This window comes from Streptomyces sp. NPDC058086 (assembly GCF_042885015.1).
Taxonomy (GTDB): domain Bacteria; phylum Actinomycetota; class Actinomycetes; order Streptomycetales; family Streptomycetaceae; genus Streptomyces.
Window position 1 is genome coordinate 44891 of record NZ_JBHVST010000030.1, and the last position, 15382, is coordinate 60272.

Consider the following 15382-nt stretch of genomic DNA (forward strand, 5'->3'; position numbering starts at 1 on the left):
CCACGCGGCCTAACAGGTCGGAAACCGGCCGCTATGGCGGTCGGACTAGCTTCGTGACTATGAGGGTGTGGACGCCAGTACGGCTGGCGCTAGGCAGGTTCGGCGCAATCGGCAAGAGCGGTTTAGGCAAGGGCGGTTCGGGGCGCCGCCGCAGCGGCCGAACGCCTCCCGGCCGTCGGCCGATGCCTGGCTGGCGCAGCATCAGGGGCCGTGTGGCGGTGGTCATCACGGTCCCGATCTGCCTGCTGCTGGCGGTGGCCGGTCTAGCCGTGCACGGCCGTGCCGTGGACTTCGGCGACGCCCGGACGACCCGTTCCGAGGTTGGCCTCAGCCTGCGAATCCAGGCCCTGGTACACCAGCTGCAACGCGAACGCGGCCTGACAAACGGTCTGCTGGGAGGTGAGAAGGAGTTCCGCCCACCGCTCGCCGCTACTCGCAAGCGCGTTGACACGGCGCTGCGCGGAATGCGCCGCGAAAGCGCCGTCGAGGATGTCATCCAGCGGCACTTGCGGCGCCTTGCCGACATCCGGGCCGCTACCGACAGGGGCAGCGCCGACGCGGGCGCCGCAGACCGGGCCGCGACCCTGAACTTCTACACCACCGCCGTCGAAGCCCTCAACACCGTCGACCCGGTAGCGGAAACCGCGACTGGCGCCGACCGTGAACTGCGCAACGGGATGGCGGCGTTACGGGAACTGGCCGCGGCCAAGGAGTCAGTAGCTCTCGAACGCGGCCTCCTCAACGGCGTGTTCGCCGACGGCGGCTTTCACGGCCGCGAATACCTCACGTTCACCGAGGTACGTGCCACGCGCGTCGCCGCCCTCGCCCGATTCCGACAGATCGCCACCGCACCCCAGCGCGCGGCCTTGAAGAACGCCTTCGGCACCAAGGACGCCGAACGCGCCACCGCCTATGAGAACCGGGCGGAAGGCGCCGCCGACGGCTCCGCGCTGCACGCCGACGCCAGCGCCTGGTGGGATGCGATGACCGTACTCGTCGACGATCTGTACGCCGTCCAGCAGTCGGTCGGTGACGATGCGAGGGACCGGGCCGACCGGCTCAGCCACGACGCCGAGATCGGCCTCGCCGCCTGTCTCGTCGCGGGAGCACTCATGGCCGCCCTCGTCGCGGGCCTCGCCGCTTTTGCCTCCCGTTCCGTCACGCGCCCGCTGGGCGCGCTCGCCGAGGCCGCCCACGACGTGGCGCGGCACCGGCTGCCCGCGACCGTCGCCCGTATCCAGCAGTCCCCGCAGGACCATGCTGAGCTCCTGCCGCCGGCGGACGCGCCGGACAACCCCGATTCACGGCTGCTGGGCGGCGCGGCGGAGATCGCCGAGGTCGCAGCGTCCTTGCACCAGGTGGAACACACCGCCCTCCACCTGGCTGCCCAGCAGGCCGGCCTGCGCCGTAACACCACCGAATCGCTGGCCAATCTCGGCCGCCGCAACCAGAACCTCGTGCGTCGTCAGCTCAGCCTCATCACCCGCCTGGAACGGCAGGAACTCGACCCGGACGCCCTCGCCGAGCTCTTCGAGCTCGACCACCTCGCCACCCGTATGCGGCGCAACGCCGAAAGCCTTCTGGTCCTGGTCGGGCAGAATTCGCCGCAGCCCACGGCAGCACCCGCCGACGGCCTGGAAGTCGTCCAGTCCGCCGTCGCCGAGGTGGAGCACTACCGGCGGGTCCTGATCGCCACAGTGGAGCCGGTGCGGGTACGCGGGCACGCCGTCGCCGATGTGGCCCACCTCCTTGCCGAACTCATCGAGAACGGGCTGACTTTCTCGCCACCGACCGAACCGGTCGAGGTGCACGGCTGGCACGACACCGAGGACGACACGTACTGCTTCGCCGTCATCGACCACGGCATCGGCATGTCCGAAGCCGACAAGGAACGTGCGGGCGCCCGCCTCTCCGACGCCGGCGAGGAAGCTTTCCTCGCCGCGCCCACTCGGTTCCTCGGCCACCTCGTCGTCGGCCGCCTCGCCCACCGCCTCGGTGAGGGTGCCCAGGTCCACCTCTTCGACACCACCGGCGGCGGCCTGTCCGCACTCCTTGCCCTCCCCGGGCGCCTGCTCGCCCCCGTGGAGGCCCCCTCCGCCTCACCCCCGCCCGCCAGACCCGCTGTCTCCTCCCTGCTCAACGGCTTCCGAGCAGGTGTCGCCCGTGCCGAGGCCCGAAGCACACAAGGAGCGTCATCGTGACCACTGCCATCCAGAATTTCGGCTGGCTCATCTCGGAGTTCGTACGCACCGCCGACGGCGTCACCGATGCCGTCGCCGTCTCCTCCGACGGCCTGCTCATGGCCGCCTCGGACAGCCTCGGCCGAGATCGCGCCGACCACCTCGCCGCCGTCGTCTCGGGCATCACCAGCCTCGCCCAGAACGCGGCCACGGCACACGGCTTCCGCGGCATGAAGCTCGTCATGATCGAAATGCTCGGGGGCTTCCTCATGGTGGGTCGCATCCGCGATGGCAGCTGCCTCGGCGTCCTCGCCGCCGAGGGGTGCGACGTCGGCCTGGTCGGCTATGAGATGGCCATCCTCGCCGACCGCGCCGGAGAACTGCTCACCCCGCAGTTGGTACGCGAACTCCACTCCGCTCCACTGGCCGCGGGATAGGTGCGGCGCGCCCGTGACGGGAGTGTCGGAGCTTGCCCGGGGGAACGGTGACGTACGCGGCTAAAGATCAAACTGAGCCGGTGGGGAGGGGCTGTTCGGTCCAGATGGACTTGCCTGTGCGGGTGTGGCGGGTGCCCCAGCGCTGGCAGAGTGCGGAGATGAGCTGGAGGCCGCGGCCGCCCTCGTCGGTGGCGGAGGTGTGGCGGATGTGCGGTGTGGTCAGGCTGGCGTCGGAGACCTCGCAGATCAGTGCGCGGCTGCGGAGCATGCGCAGCCGGATGGGGCCGCAGGCGTGCCGGATGACGTTCCCGACCAGCTCGCTGACCAGGAGTTCGGTGGTCATGATCAGGTCCTCATCGGCCAGGTCCCAGTCGGTGAGCTGGGCGCGGACCAGCTCCCGGGCCTGGCCCGCCGCCACCGGGTCCTCCGGCAACGACCACTCGGCGACGTTCTCCGCGGCCAGCGGGTGGGTGCGGGCCAGCAGCAGGGCGGCGTCGTCTATCAGCGCGCTGTGGGCGGGAAGGAGTGCGGAGGTGATGGTGGCGCAGAGGGCGTCCAGGTCGGACGCGTCCGCCGGTGAGGTCGGCATGGCGTTCACGGACTGAGAGAGGAGCTCGGCGAGGCGGCTCATGCCGGTGGTGACATCCCTGACCTTGCTCTCGACCAGGCCGTCGCTGTAGAGGGCGAGCAGGCTGTCGGCGGGCAGGAGGGTCTCGAGGGTTTCGAAGGGCGGAGCGGCCACCCCCAGTGGCGGGTCCGGGGTCATGGACAGGAAGGTGACGGTGCCGTCGGGGTGGGCCACCGCCGGGGGCGGCTGACCGGCGCTGGCGTACGACAGACGCCGGGTCACCGGGTCGTAGATGCCGTACAGGCAGGTTACGAAGGCATCGGTGCCCAGCTCGCCGACGATGTCGTTGAGGTGGCCGAGGATTTCGTCGGGCGGCAGCTCCAGCTCGGAGAGGGTACGGACGGCCGTGCGGAGCCTGCCCATGGTGGCGGCCTCGGCCATGCCGTGGCCCATGACGTCTCCGATCACAAGCGCCACCCGGGCCGCGGAGAGCGGGATCACGTCGTACCAGTCGCCGCCGACGTCGGCTCCCTGCTTGGCCGACTGGTAGCGCGCCGCCGCCGTCACCTCGGGCAGCTTGGGCAATGCCTGCGGCAGCAGGCCGCGCTGGAGCGTACGGGCCCGGGTCGTCGCCTCGTCGTAGAGCCCGGCCCGCTCCAGGGCCTGTGCGATCAGTCCGCTGAGAGCGGTCAGCAGCGTTCGTTCGTCATCGTCCAGCTCCCGCGGTCGGCCGAAGGAGATCACCGCCGCGCCGATGTCGCGCCCTGATGCAGTCAGCGGCAGAACGGCCCACGCCTGCTTGCCGCTCTCCCGGACCAGGATCTCGGTCTCCGGGTACCGCTTCAGGAACTCCTCCGGGGAGGAGATGAAGAGGGTGGAGCGGGTGCGCAGGGCGTCCCCCACCGGGTTGGCGGCGTCCCTCACTGTCCAGTGCCCGTCCAGCAGTCGGGTGAAGCGCTCCGAATACCCACGGGAGCCGACCACGGTCAGCCGGTCGCCGAACACGTCGAGCATGACGAGTCCGGTGGCCCCGAGGGGTGTCATCACGCCTTCGGCCACCGCCGCCATCACGTCCTGGGCCGTGACAGCCTCGGCCAGCTCCCGCGTAATCCGCTGCACCAGGGCGGCCCGCTTCCCGGCCGCCCGCTCCGCGGCCGCCCGCTCGACCTCCCGCAGATGCCGCTCGGTGGTGTCGGTGATGTAGAGCGTGAGGCCTTCCGGCATCGGCACCAGCCGCAGGTGGTACCAGGACGTCCCGTCCGGCCCCGGTACGTCGAAACCGGCCGGCCGCCCCTCGGCCGCCGTGGCCCGGCACCGTTGCTCCAGCCCCGGCACGGCACGTACCGCGGGAATGTCCCAGAGCAGGGCTCCGGCCACATCTCCCGCGGCACCGAAGAGCCGCTCGGCGGCCTGATTGAGAAATCCGATGCGCCAGTCCGTGTCCAGGGAGACGAAGCCGTCGCTCATGTGTCGCAGCGCCCGCCCCACCGACTCGGCGGCGGCGTGCGTTTCGCTGCTGTCCCGGAGGGTGCCGATCACCTTAACCGGCGTCCCCTCTTCGTCCGTGATCGTCCGGGCACGGGCCTCGATCCAGAGGTATGTGCCGTCCTGGCGCCGGATCCGGTACTCGTTCTGGAAGCCGCCGCGCATCTGGATGCCGGTGTCGAAGCCGGCTACCGCCCCTGGCAGGTCGTCCGGGTGGATCAGCTCTGCCCACGCCTCGATGCCGCCGCTCATCACCTCCGGATCGATGCCGGCCAGCACCTCCTCGACAGACCGGTCGGAGGTCAGCTCGCCGGTGCGCAGGTCCCAGGTGTACGTGATGGAGGGCACCCCTTCCACGTCCCACGGGGGGACGGCCTCCCGCGGTCCTGGCCCGTTCTCCAGGGCGCGCAGCAGGGTGGGGGACGGATTGAGGATCCCGGACGACTTGAGCCTCCCGGACATCCAGGCCGCCACCTCGTTCAGAAACGCGCGCTCCGCCGCGTCAGGCTCGGCGCCCGGGGCGAAGAGGACGGAGAGCGCGCCGCGTCGCCGGCCACCGCCGGGAATGGGGACGGCCAGGTGACCGATGCCGGCGGGGAGTCGGGAAGGCCACAGGGCGGCGGGGTCCCGGCCTGGCACTGGGTCAGGCGGGGCCAGGTCGGGCTGCCAGGTGATGGTGTCGTTGCGGGCGGCGCTGCTGGGCGGCGCCGTGCCCCGTACCGGGATGATCAGCCAGGGCCGGGCCATCGACTCCGGCAGGCCACTGTTGGCGACCAGGTAGAGGATGCCGCTCATGCCGCCGCCCGGGAGATGCACCATGCCGCCCAGGCCCTGCACCTCGGCCACCGCCTGCTGGAGCGCGGTCAGCAGCACTTCGACATCGCGCCGGTCCTCGTCCACGGAGTCGAGCAGCCGCATCCGTATGCGGTGTCGCTCCAAGGGCCGTACGGTCTCGGTCAGCAGGCCCTGCGGCTGGTACAGCGGATGGGGGACGTGGGGTATGAACGGGCCGGTGTTGTCCGCTTCGCCGCCTCTGGTACTCACCACTGCCGACTGTCGCCTCCGCTCACCGCTCGGGTACCCGCTGGGCCGCATGTGATCGGATGTGGACCTACGGCGACCTACACGCATTCATTTCATACTAATCGGAATAACTTAGGCGATTTCATCGCCATGGGGAACCTCTCGCATCCGATCAACTGTATGTGGCGTTAGCTCACCCTTAGTCACCACTGAGGCCTTGTCCGCTGGCTTGGCGCGTCGGCGCTACCGGCAGTTCGTCAGACCCGGCAGCAGAGATCAAGGCCGTGTCCCGTAGTGGCCGCGTCGATCAGGGCCTGGAGCGGCACGCATCCAGCGCTTCCAGGTCGGCGACGCCGACTACGCGCGGGCGGTCCGGCTCTTCGTCGCCGAGGAACAAAACCACGCCCGTCTACCTGCTCGGCTGGTCCCGTCCGAGGTCCCGGACCCGACACCGTGCTGCGCGGACCACCGACCGACGACCGCCCGGTCATCCCCGTGAGGAGGGGTAACTCCCGTACGGCTGAAGCAAGATACCGACATGCGGATACGGGAGTCACGACACGACAGTGCGGCGGCCCGGAAGGCGCCGCTGCGACGGGACCGGGACTTCGGTGTCTTCTGGGTCGCGCAGACCCTTTCGGTCCTCGGGGACTCCTTCGCCCTGATCGCCCTGCCGCTGCTCGTGCTGCACGCGACGGGATCCGTCGCGCAGATGGGTCTGTTGACGGCCGTCGGCGGGGCGGCGTCGGTCGTGGCCGGGGTCTTCGCCGGGGTCGTCGTCGACCGGGTGGACCGCAGGAAGCTGCTCGTGGCCTGCGACCTGGTGCGTATGGCGCTGTACGCGGTCATCCCGCTGGTCTGGGTCTTCGGACCGCGGATCTGGCTGCTCTACGTGGTCCTGCCGCTGTGCGAGGCCGTCGGCATGCTGTTCTCCGTCGCCTACGTCACCGTCGTCCGCAACCTCGTCGGCGTCGAGCGGATCACGGAGGCCAACGGCAGGCTGAACGCGACCGCGGCGGCGGCCGGGGTGGCGGGTCCGGTGTGCGCGGGGCTGGTGGCGGCGTGGTTCGGCCCGGCCGCCGCGGTCGGCGTGGACGCGGCGAGCTTCGGCGTGTCGGCCGTCTGCGTCGGCTTCGTACGGTTCAAGGGCAGTACACGCCCCGCACCGGTAGCCGCGGCCGGAGCGGGAGCGGTCCGGCGGCTGCGGACGGATCTGCTCGCCGGGGTGTCCTTCCTGGTCCGGCACCCGGTGCTGCGCGTGCTGACCGTCCTGCTGTCCTTCTTCAGCTTCCTGACCCTCGGCCTGAACGACCTGCTGATCTACCACCTCAAGCACGATCTCGGCCGCGACGACGCCGCGGTCGGCACCGTGTTCGCGGCCGGTGCGCTCGGCACGATCGCCGGTGCGCTCCTGGTGGCCCGGGTGCGCAGACGCCTCGGCTTCGGCCCGACCTGGATCGGGTCGGTGGCGGTGTGCGGATGCGCGCTGGCGGGCGTGGGCTGGGCCCGCAGCGTGCCGGCCGTCGCCGCTCTGACCGCGGTCTTCCTGGGCTTCGGGAGCGTGGCGGGCACGTGCTCCATGTCGCTGCGGCAGGAGGTGACTCCGGAGCATCTGCTCGGGCGGGTCACCTCGGCGTTCTGGACCCTGCACTACTCGGCGGCCCCGGCCGGCGCGGCCGTCCTCACCTGGGCCGCCGGGCGCCACGGCACGGCGGTGGTGGGCGTGGTCGCGGGCGCCTGCTGCGTGCTCGTCGCCGTACTGGCCCTGCTCACCCCGGTGCGCCGGCCCCGTCCGGAGCGCCCGGCGGGCGCTGCCTGACCAGCACGCCCGGCGGTCGCAGGCTATCGGGGTGAACGTGGAGGGACTGCTCGCCGGCCGTCCGGTACAGCCGACGTACGCCCGGAAGCTGGGCGCATGTCCATGCCTTCTTCCCGACCCCCGCACGCGCACCGGAGCCGCTCGCTCGTGGAGCGGGCCGGTCTCTCTCTCGTCGCGGCGCCGGTGCTCGTCGTCGCCCTGCCCGGCGGCGCGTTCGCCGCGCCCGGCGACCTCGACCCCTCCTTCGGCAGCGGCGGCAAGGTCGTCGTCGACCGTGGTTCCTCCAAGGGCGGCGGGGACCTCGTCCTCCAGCCCGACGGCAAGATCGTGACCGTCGGCTCCAACACGCAGGCCACGGCCACATCGTCCGACTTCTCCGTCATGCGGCACAACACCGACGGCAGCCGCCGAGGGGCCGTGCTTCAGCCCGGCGGGAAGATCGTCGTGGTCGGCACCAGCGAGGTCCCGGACGGCGGCTGCTGCTGGTTCACCGTCGCCCGCTACCACGCGAACGGTCGCCGCGGGTGTCAGGAGCGCCGACTTCGTGGTGGCCCGGTACAACATCAACGGCAGCCTGGACACCGGCTTCGGCACGGGCGGTCGTACGGTCACCGACTTCGGCGGCTACGACGAGGCGAGCTCCGTCGCCGTACAGCCCGACGGCAGGATCGTCGCGTTCGGCGGCGACAGCGAGGACCGCGAAATGGCCCGCTACCTCGGCGGAACCGGTACCCCGCCGCCGCCCCCGGGCGTGGACCTGTCGGTCACCAAGTCCGGTACGACCACGGTCGGCATCGGCGACCGCGCCACGTACACCGTGACCGTCACCAACGACAGCACCACGACCTCCGCCACCGGCGCCGCCTGCGGCCTGGGCACCCTCGCCCCCGGCGCCCGCACCACGGTGACCGTCGTCGCCGAACCCCGCGCCACCGGCACCCTCTCCGACAGGGCCACGGTCACCGCCACCCGGACCGACCCGGCCCCCGGCGACAACAACGCCACCGCGACCACCACCGTCAACAACTCCCGCGGCTGCACCATCATCGGCACCAGTGGCAACGACACCCTCAACGGCACCTTCGGCAACGATGTGATCTGTGCCCTCGTCACGGCAGGCCTCTCCGCCGCACCGGTCGTCAGCCGTTGACCCCGGAGTAGTGGCCGAGGCTCCAGCGCCACAGCAGCCGCGCGCCCAGATAGGCGAGCAGTCCCACCAGCGGTGAGGCCGCCGCCAGCCAGTACGGCACCCCCGAGTCGCCGCCGTGGCCGGTCAGCACGGCGGCCGGGAAGTAGGCGACGAAGGCCAGCGGCAGCCCGAAGGTGAGGAAACCGCCGACCGCGCGTGGCAGCACATTGAGCGGATAGCTGCCGAACGTGCCGAGCAGTTCCTCCAGCCAGCGCCCCCAGTAGTCGGCGGCCGGGAAGCGCAGCGAGGCGCAGGCCACCGCCGTGAACAGGGCCGCCTCCAGGAGCATCCCGCCCAGGACACAGACCACGAGGTACGAGATCCGGGCCGCGTTCCAGTCCAGCTGGCTGCGGGTCAGCGCGCCCACCATCAGACCGGTCGCCACCGTCAGGTCGCCGATCGCGTTCGTGGGGAAGACGGAGAGCTGGAGTTGCCGGTGCACCGGCATCGGGCGGACCAGGTACGTGTCGATCACGCCCTCCTGGATGTGCCGGGCCAGTCCGTGCACCCGGCCCAGGAAGAGCACGAACAGACCGTGCGCCAGCATCCGTGTCGCCGCGATCAGCAGCACGTCCTGGCTCGCCCAGCCGCCCATCCCGGTGAACCGGGTGAGCAGCACCGTCGCGAACACGATCACCGACACCTGCCAGATCGCGCCGATCGCGATCATCAGCAGGAACTCGGAGCGGTACTCCAGCTGCGCGCGGAAGTTGAGACGCGTGATCCGCCACACGATCCGCAGGGATTTCAGTGATGTGCTGAGCTTGTCCGTCGTGCTCAGCCTGTCCGTCGTGTTCAGTCCGTCCGTCATGCTCAGCCTCCCTGCGAGATCACGCGCCGGGCGGCCCGGCGCCACAGCAGCCGGGTGAACAGGGCGAGAGCCACCACCCACGCGGCCTGCAGGGCGAGTTGGGGACCCGCCTGCGACACCGGGATCCGGCCCACGTACAGCGACAGCGGCGCACTCAGCGTCGCCTGGAAGGGCAGGAAGCGGCTGAGCGTGATGAACCAGTCGGGGAAGAACCACAGCGGCGCGTACACCCCGGACAGCAGGTTCTGCGCGAAGACCAGGATCAGGATCGCGGCACCGTTGCGGAGCGTCCAGAAGCACAGCTGGTCGATGACCAGCATCACGTAGTACAGGACCCACTGGCCGAGCAGCACACTCAGTCCGAACACCGCCGCCACGGCCGCCGAGCCGGGCGGCCGCACGACCCCGGCGGCCAGACACACCGCGTATCCGGTCGATGCCCAGACGAATCCGTAGAGTTGCTCGCCGAGCGCCCGCAGCGCGTAGTAGCGCTGTGGGGGCAGCGGGCGCAGATACCAGTACACGATGGTGCCGAAGTGCATGTGCTGCTGGACGGTGTCCCGCCCCGAGTACTGGTCCAACGCCCGGATCCGGGTGGCCAGTACGGCGAGCACGGCGTAGGTGACGGCCTGGTCGCGGGTGAGGCCCGCGGTGGTGCCGGTCGTCGCGTACAGGCCGCGCCACAGCGAGGCCACCAGCACCACCTGCACGACGAGGCGCAGCAGCGCGGCGGTCATCCGGGGCGGGGTGTGCAGCTCGCCGAGCGGGGTGACCCGGGCGGCCCGCCAGCCGCCGGGGACGGTCGCGCTCACGCGGCCTCCGCCTGGACGTACGCCGCCCGCATCACGTCCTCCAGATCCGCCTCGTCGATCGCGAGGTCGGTCACCTCGTACCGCTCGACGACCTGCTTGAGCGCTTGGTGGACCGTCGGGGCGCCCGGCCCGTCCGGCCCGAACACCACCTGGGGGCCCTCGCGGCGCAGCAGTGCGATGCCCGGCGGCGGAGCGATCGCCGCCTGTGGATCGGCGAGGGTGGCCCGCACCTGCCAGGTCGAGCCGAACCTGCGCCTGATCTCGTCCAGGGTGCCGTCGAGGACGAGCCGCCCGTGGTTGATGAGGACGACCCGCTCGGCGAGCCGCTCGACCTCCGTCATGTCGTGCGTGGTGAGCAGCACGGTCCGGCCGCGCTCCTCCACCTGGTGCTTGAGGAAGCCGCGCACCTGTTCCTTGACGACCACGTCCATCCCGATGGTGGGCTCGTCGAGGAACACCACGGGCGGGTCGTGCAGCAGCGCGGCGGCGAGGTCGCAGCGCACCCGCTGGCCGAGGGAGAGATGGCGTACGCGGGTGTCCCAGAAGGAGGAGAGGGCGAGCAGTTCGTCGAACTCGCCGAGCCGGACGCGGTGTTCTCGCTCCGGCACCCCGTAGATGTCCCGCAGGATCGCGAAGGACTCGCGCACCGGCAGGTCCCACCACAGCTGGGTGCGCTGTCCGAAGACCGCCCCGATGTTGCGCGCGTTGCGCTCGCGCTCCCGGTACGGGACGACGCCCGCGACGCGCGCCTCGCCGGAGGTCGGGGTGAGGATGCCGGTGAGCATCTTGATGGTGGTGGACTTGCCGGCACCGTTCGGGCCGAGCAGCGCGAGCAGTTCGCCGGGCGCCACCTCGAAGGTGACGTCGCAGACGGCCTCCTTCGCGACCCGCTCGGGCTTGACGAGGGACTTGAGCGCGCCCGCGAAGCCCGGGCGGCGCACGGTGGTGTGAAAGGTCCGGGAGAGCCCCCGGACCTGGATGCTGCCGCTCATACGGACGCCTTCCGGGTCAGTGCGATCAGCCACACGGTGGCCACGAGCGAGGCCGCGGACAAGGTGGTCAGCAGCCAGGGGACGGCGTGGATGCCCGACGCCTCGATGCCCACGCCGAGCAGCGGGGGAGCCGCCACCCCACCGATCATCGAGGCCGCGATCACCCAGGCCCCGGCCCGCTTCGCCCCGGGGAGGGCCCGGTTGAGCCACGGCAGGCCGGTCGGGAAGACGGGCGCGATGAACAGACCCACACCGGCGTACGCCACCGGGGCCGCGCCCGGTATCAGCGCCAGCAGCAGGCAGGCGGTCATCCCGGCCGCGCAGACGGCGAGGATGCGCTCGGGTGCGTACCGCAGGGTGAGGGGGACGACGAGGAAGCGGCCCGCGGTCATCATCAGCCAGTAGAGGGAGGTGGCGGAGGCGGCGACCGTCGCGCTGTAGCCGACGGTCTCCAGGTGGGTGGGTTCCCAGCCGCCGACGCCCGCCTCGACGCCGACGTTCAGGATGTAGAGGAGCAGGAAGCCCACCAGGACGCGGGAGAGCAGGCCACCGGAAGCGGCGGGCCGCTCGGCCGGGGAGACGGGCGGTGCCTCGCTGCGTACCCCGCCCGTGCACAGGATCAGCGCCCCGGCGAGCACCGCGCACACCCCGAAGGCGTACGGGTAGTCGCCGGGGCCCAGCCACGCGACCAGCGCCGGGCCGAGGACCGCGCCGATGCCGAAGTGCGCGTTGAGGACGTTCAGCATGGCCGTCGACCGGTCGCCGAAGCCGACCGCGAACAGCTGGTTGAGTCCGTAGTCGATACCGCCGAAGCCGAGGCCGCCGAGGAACGCGGCGGCGAGCGCGAGCGGCCAGTTCGGAGCGAGCGCGAAGCCCGCGCCGCCCGCCGCCATCAGCGCGTAACTTGCCGACAGAAGCGCCCTGTTGGAGATCCGGGAGTGGATCGCGTTGAAGGCGAGGACGCCCGCGACACCACCGGTGAAGTGCAGGCTCAGACCGAGGCCCGCCGCAGAGGGGGAGAGGCCGTACTCCGCGCGCAGGCCCGGGACCGCCGGGCCGTAGAGCGCTTGCAGCATGCCGATGAGGACGAATCCGATACACGACGCGACCGCGGCCGGTCGGCTGAAGAGCCGACCGGCCGCGGTCCTCGTGAGGGTGTCAGCCATGGATCTCCGAGAAGAGGAACGTGAATTCGGCGGGCGCGGGACGCAGTTGGTACTGCTCAAGCGCGCCCGGACCGCACGACTGCGAGCCGATGCCCTGCTGCCCGTGGTCGAGATTGACCCAGACCGTTTCACCGGCCTTCAGGTCGGTCGGATGCTCGGCTGCGTCGAGCTGCTCCGACGTCCAGCGGCGCGCGGTGAACCAGAACTCCGGCTCGCCCTCGACCCGCAGCCCGCCGATCTCCACCCAGCGGACGTCGGCCCGGGCGCCGTTCTCCTGCGGACGGACGTACGGCGTCTGGAGTCCGTCGATGGTCGACTCCCAACGCCCCACCATGGAGGCTGACTTGGTGTCCGGATAGGCCTCGCCGGGGCCGCCGCCGAACCACCTCGCCCCGTCCACCGAGCCCGCGAGCCCCAGCCTGATCCCGAGCCGGGGCAGCGGCAGCGTCCAGTCGCCCTCGGGCGTCACGGACACGGTCAGCCGCAGCCGCGTCCCGTCGGACGTCCACCGGTAGACCGTACGCAGGGCCACCTCGCGGGCGGCGGGCGCCACCCGGGTCCGTACGGTCAAGGCGTCGTCGCCCAACTCCACCGACTCCAGCCGGTGCTGCATCCGGTGCAGGCCCAGCTCGCGCCAGAGCGGGCCGTAGCGCAGATCCGGCTGCCAGGCCGCCCCGTTGTCGTTGTCGGTCGGCGCACGCCACACGTCCAGACGCAGCCCCCTGACATCGAGCCCGCCGATCGACCGCAGCGCACCCGTACGGGCGTCGAAGGCCGCCGGGCCCAGGGTGATCTGGCCCTCGCCGAGGACCGGACCGTCGCTCTGCGCCACGGCGGTCAAGGGCCGTGCCGAGAGCGGGAACTGTGCCCAGGCCACCAGGTGGTCCTTCGGCCCCCACGCGGTGTCGGCGGCGAGCGTCGCCCGTACCGTCCACTGGGTCTCCCCGCCCCGTGGGTCGGCCGGCGGGTCCGGCAGTTTCACGTCGGCCGACGCGCCCGGGGCGAGCTCCGGCACCGACAGGACGCCGGCCTCGACGGTCTCCCCGTCGACCTGGTAGGACCACTGGAAGGCCAGCGCGGACAGATCCGCGAAGTCGTAGCCGTTGGTGACGCGCACGGTCCCGTCCTCGCCGTCGCCGACGATCCGGACCGGCTCGATCACCTTCTTGTACTCGACGAGGCCCGGGGACGGGGTCCGGTCAGGGAAGAGCAGGCCGTCGCAGACGAAGTTCCCGTCGTGCAGCTCCTCGCCGAAGTCGCCGCCGTACGCGAACCCGTACCGCTCGTCCTTGATGCCGTGGTCGATCCACTCCCAGATGAAGCCGCCCTGGATGCGGTCGTACGACTCGAACAGGTGCTGGTAGTCGGCGATCCCGCCGGGCCCGTTGCCCATGGCGTGCCCGTACTCGCAGAGGATGAAGGGGAGTCCGCGGCGCCTGTGGGTGCCGCCGTCAAGGCCGCGGCCTATCCTCTCGACCTCGGCGTGGTCGGCGTACATCCGCGAGTAGACGTCCGTGCCACGGCAGTCGATGTCACCCTCGTAGTGGATGAGCCGTGAGCCGTCCCGGCCGCGGATCCACTCGGCCATCGCGGTCAGTCCCCGCCCGGTGCCGGCCTCGTTGCCGAGGGACCAGATGACGACGGAGGGGTGGTTCTTGTCGCGCTCGACCATGCGGGCAGCGCGGTCGAGCAGGGCGGGGGTCCAGCGCTCGTCGTCGACGGGGTTGTCGCGCCAGGCCTGCTCGGTGAAGCCGTGCGTCTCGAGGTCGCACTCGTCGACGACCCACAGGCCGTACTCGTCGCACAGGTCGAGGAAGGCGGGGTGCGGCGGATAGTGCGAGGTGCGCACCGCGTTGATGTTGTGCCGCTTCATCAGCAGCACGTCCTCGCGCATGGTCTCCAGGTCGAGGGCGCGGCCCCGCTCAGGGTGCCATTCGTGCCGGTTGACCCCCTTGAAGAGGAGCGGCGTGCCGTTGACCTTGACCAGGCCGTCCTCCAGGGCGACCGTGCGGAAGCCGACGCGCAGCGGGACGCGCTCGCCCTCGGTCGCGAGCACACCGTCGTACAGCCGGGGTGTCTCGGCCGTCCACGGCCGTACCGGGACGGTGACCGACTCGCCGGTCGCGACATCGATGTCGAGGGCGGGCACGGTGACCCGGCCGTCGACGTCGGAGTCGACGCGCAGGGTCCCGAGGCCTTCGACGTGGTCGTAGGAGGCGTGCACGAAGAAGTCGAGGACGCCGGCCGCCGGGCGGTGCAGGAGCGTGACGTCCCGGAAGATGCCCGGCAGCCACCACTGGTCCTGGTCCTCCAGGTACGAGCCCGCCGACCACTGGTGGACACGGACCGCCAGCACATTGCCGCCCGGCTTGAGCAGATGGCCGACCGCGAACTCGTGCGGCAGCCGCGACCCCTTGAACTCCCCGATGTCCGTGCCGTTCAGCCAGACCCGGGCACAGGACTCGACCCCGTCGAAGCGCAGCACCGCCCCGCCGTCCGAGGGCCAGTCGGACGGCAGGTCGAAGGTGTGCAGATGATCGCCGGTCGGGTTCCCGGTCGGCACGCGCGGCGGGTCGACCGGGAACGGGTAGAGGTGGTTGGTGTAGATCGGTGAGCCGTGCCCCTGGAGGACCCAGTGGCCGGGGACGGACACCTCGGCCCAGCCCCCGGCGTCGAACCCCTCCGCCGCGAACGAGTCGTCCTCGGCGTCGGCGGTGGGGGACAGACGGAAGCGCCAACTGCCGTTCAGTGACAAGGACCGCGCGTCCGAGGACGCGTAACGGGCGCGTGGCGGGAGCGCCCCACTGCCCGGTGAGACGTCCTCGACGTAGTCAATGGCGGAAGTCGTGCGGAAAGACATCGGTCTCCTAGATCGTCCCTTGGTGCCCGTCTGGCTTGTC

The 15382-nt window shown here is 71.3% G+C and carries 10 protein-coding genes and 2 pseudogenes; 6 read left to right on the forward strand and 6 right to left on the reverse strand.

What is annotated here, in order from left to right:
• The first annotated feature begins 212 nt into the window (after positions 1 to 212).
• Positions 213 to 2201, forward strand: coding sequence for a nitrate- and nitrite sensing domain-containing protein (locus ACFVWD_RS23865; protein ID WP_389598795.1), 1989 nt, complete (start codon positions 213 to 215; stop codon positions 2199 to 2201).
• Positions 2198 to 2617, forward strand: a complete 420-nt coding sequence (locus tag ACFVWD_RS23870) for a roadblock/LC7 domain-containing protein (RefSeq protein WP_389598796.1) — start codon at positions 2198 to 2200, stop codon at positions 2615 to 2617. The genes ACFVWD_RS23865 and ACFVWD_RS23870 overlap by 4 nt, the downstream gene beginning before the upstream one ends.
• Positions 2618 to 2684: 67 nt before the next feature.
• Here the strand turns inward: ACFVWD_RS23870 and ACFVWD_RS23875 are convergent, their stop codons facing one another.
• Positions 2685 to 5714, reverse strand: coding sequence for a SpoIIE family protein phosphatase (locus ACFVWD_RS23875; RefSeq protein WP_389598798.1), 3030 nt, complete (start codon positions 5712 to 5714; stop codon positions 2685 to 2687).
• Positions 5715 to 6015: 301 nt separating this feature from the next.
• Here ACFVWD_RS23875 and ACFVWD_RS23880 point away from each other — a divergent pair.
• From ACFVWD_RS23880 to ACFVWD_RS23895, 4 genes and pseudogenes are all read left to right on the forward strand, one after another.
• Positions 6016 to 6120: pseudogene (locus ACFVWD_RS23880) on the forward strand (ferritin-like domain-containing protein); the annotation flags it as partial.
• Between the two features lie 111 nt (positions 6121 to 6231).
• Complete coding sequence (locus ACFVWD_RS23885; protein WP_389598800.1) at positions 6232 to 7512, forward strand: MFS transporter; 1281 nt, start codon at positions 6232 to 6234, stop codon at positions 7510 to 7512.
• A 102-nt stretch (positions 7513 to 7614) separates the two neighbouring features.
• Positions 7615 to 7875, forward strand: a pseudogene (locus ACFVWD_RS23890) (calcium-binding protein); the annotation flags it as partial.
• Between the two features lie 181 nt (positions 7876 to 8056).
• Positions 8057 to 8662, forward strand: coding sequence for a hypothetical protein (locus ACFVWD_RS23895; protein ID WP_389598802.1), 606 nt, complete (start codon positions 8057 to 8059; stop codon positions 8660 to 8662).
• Here the strand turns inward: ACFVWD_RS23895 and ACFVWD_RS23900 are convergent.
• From ACFVWD_RS23900 to ACFVWD_RS23920, 5 genes are all read right to left on the reverse strand, one after another.
• On the reverse strand, positions 8652 to 9512 hold the full coding sequence (locus ACFVWD_RS23900) for an ABC transporter permease (RefSeq protein ID WP_389598803.1): 861 nt from the start codon (positions 9510 to 9512) through the stop codon (positions 8652 to 8654). The two genes, ACFVWD_RS23895 and ACFVWD_RS23900, sit on opposite strands and share 11 nt — an antisense overlap.
• A gap of 2 nt (positions 9513 to 9514) precedes the next feature.
• A complete protein-coding gene (locus tag ACFVWD_RS23905) occupies positions 9515 to 10249 on the reverse strand; it encodes an ABC-2 family transporter protein (RefSeq protein WP_389598858.1) in 735 nt (244 codons plus the stop codon).
• A 71-nt stretch (positions 10250 to 10320) separates the two neighbouring features.
• The gene (locus tag ACFVWD_RS23910; RefSeq protein WP_067375715.1) at positions 10321 to 11316 is read right to left on the reverse strand and encodes an ATP-binding cassette domain-containing protein; all 996 of its coding nucleotides are present in this window, start codon (positions 11314 to 11316) and stop codon (positions 10321 to 10323) included.
• Positions 11313 to 12482 carry an MFS transporter gene (locus ACFVWD_RS23915; protein ID WP_389598805.1) on the reverse strand — a complete coding sequence of 390 codons (1170 nt, stop codon included), beginning with the start codon at positions 12480 to 12482 and terminating at the stop codon, positions 11313 to 11315. The genes ACFVWD_RS23910 and ACFVWD_RS23915 overlap by 4 nt, the downstream gene beginning before the upstream one ends.
• Entirely contained in the window at positions 12475 to 15342 is a 2868-nt protein-coding gene (locus ACFVWD_RS23920) for a glycoside hydrolase family 2 TIM barrel-domain containing protein (RefSeq protein ID WP_389598807.1), read from the reverse strand. Before ACFVWD_RS23920 ends, ACFVWD_RS23915 begins: the two co-directional genes overlap by 8 nt.
• Positions 15343 to 15382: the final 40 nt, after the last annotated feature.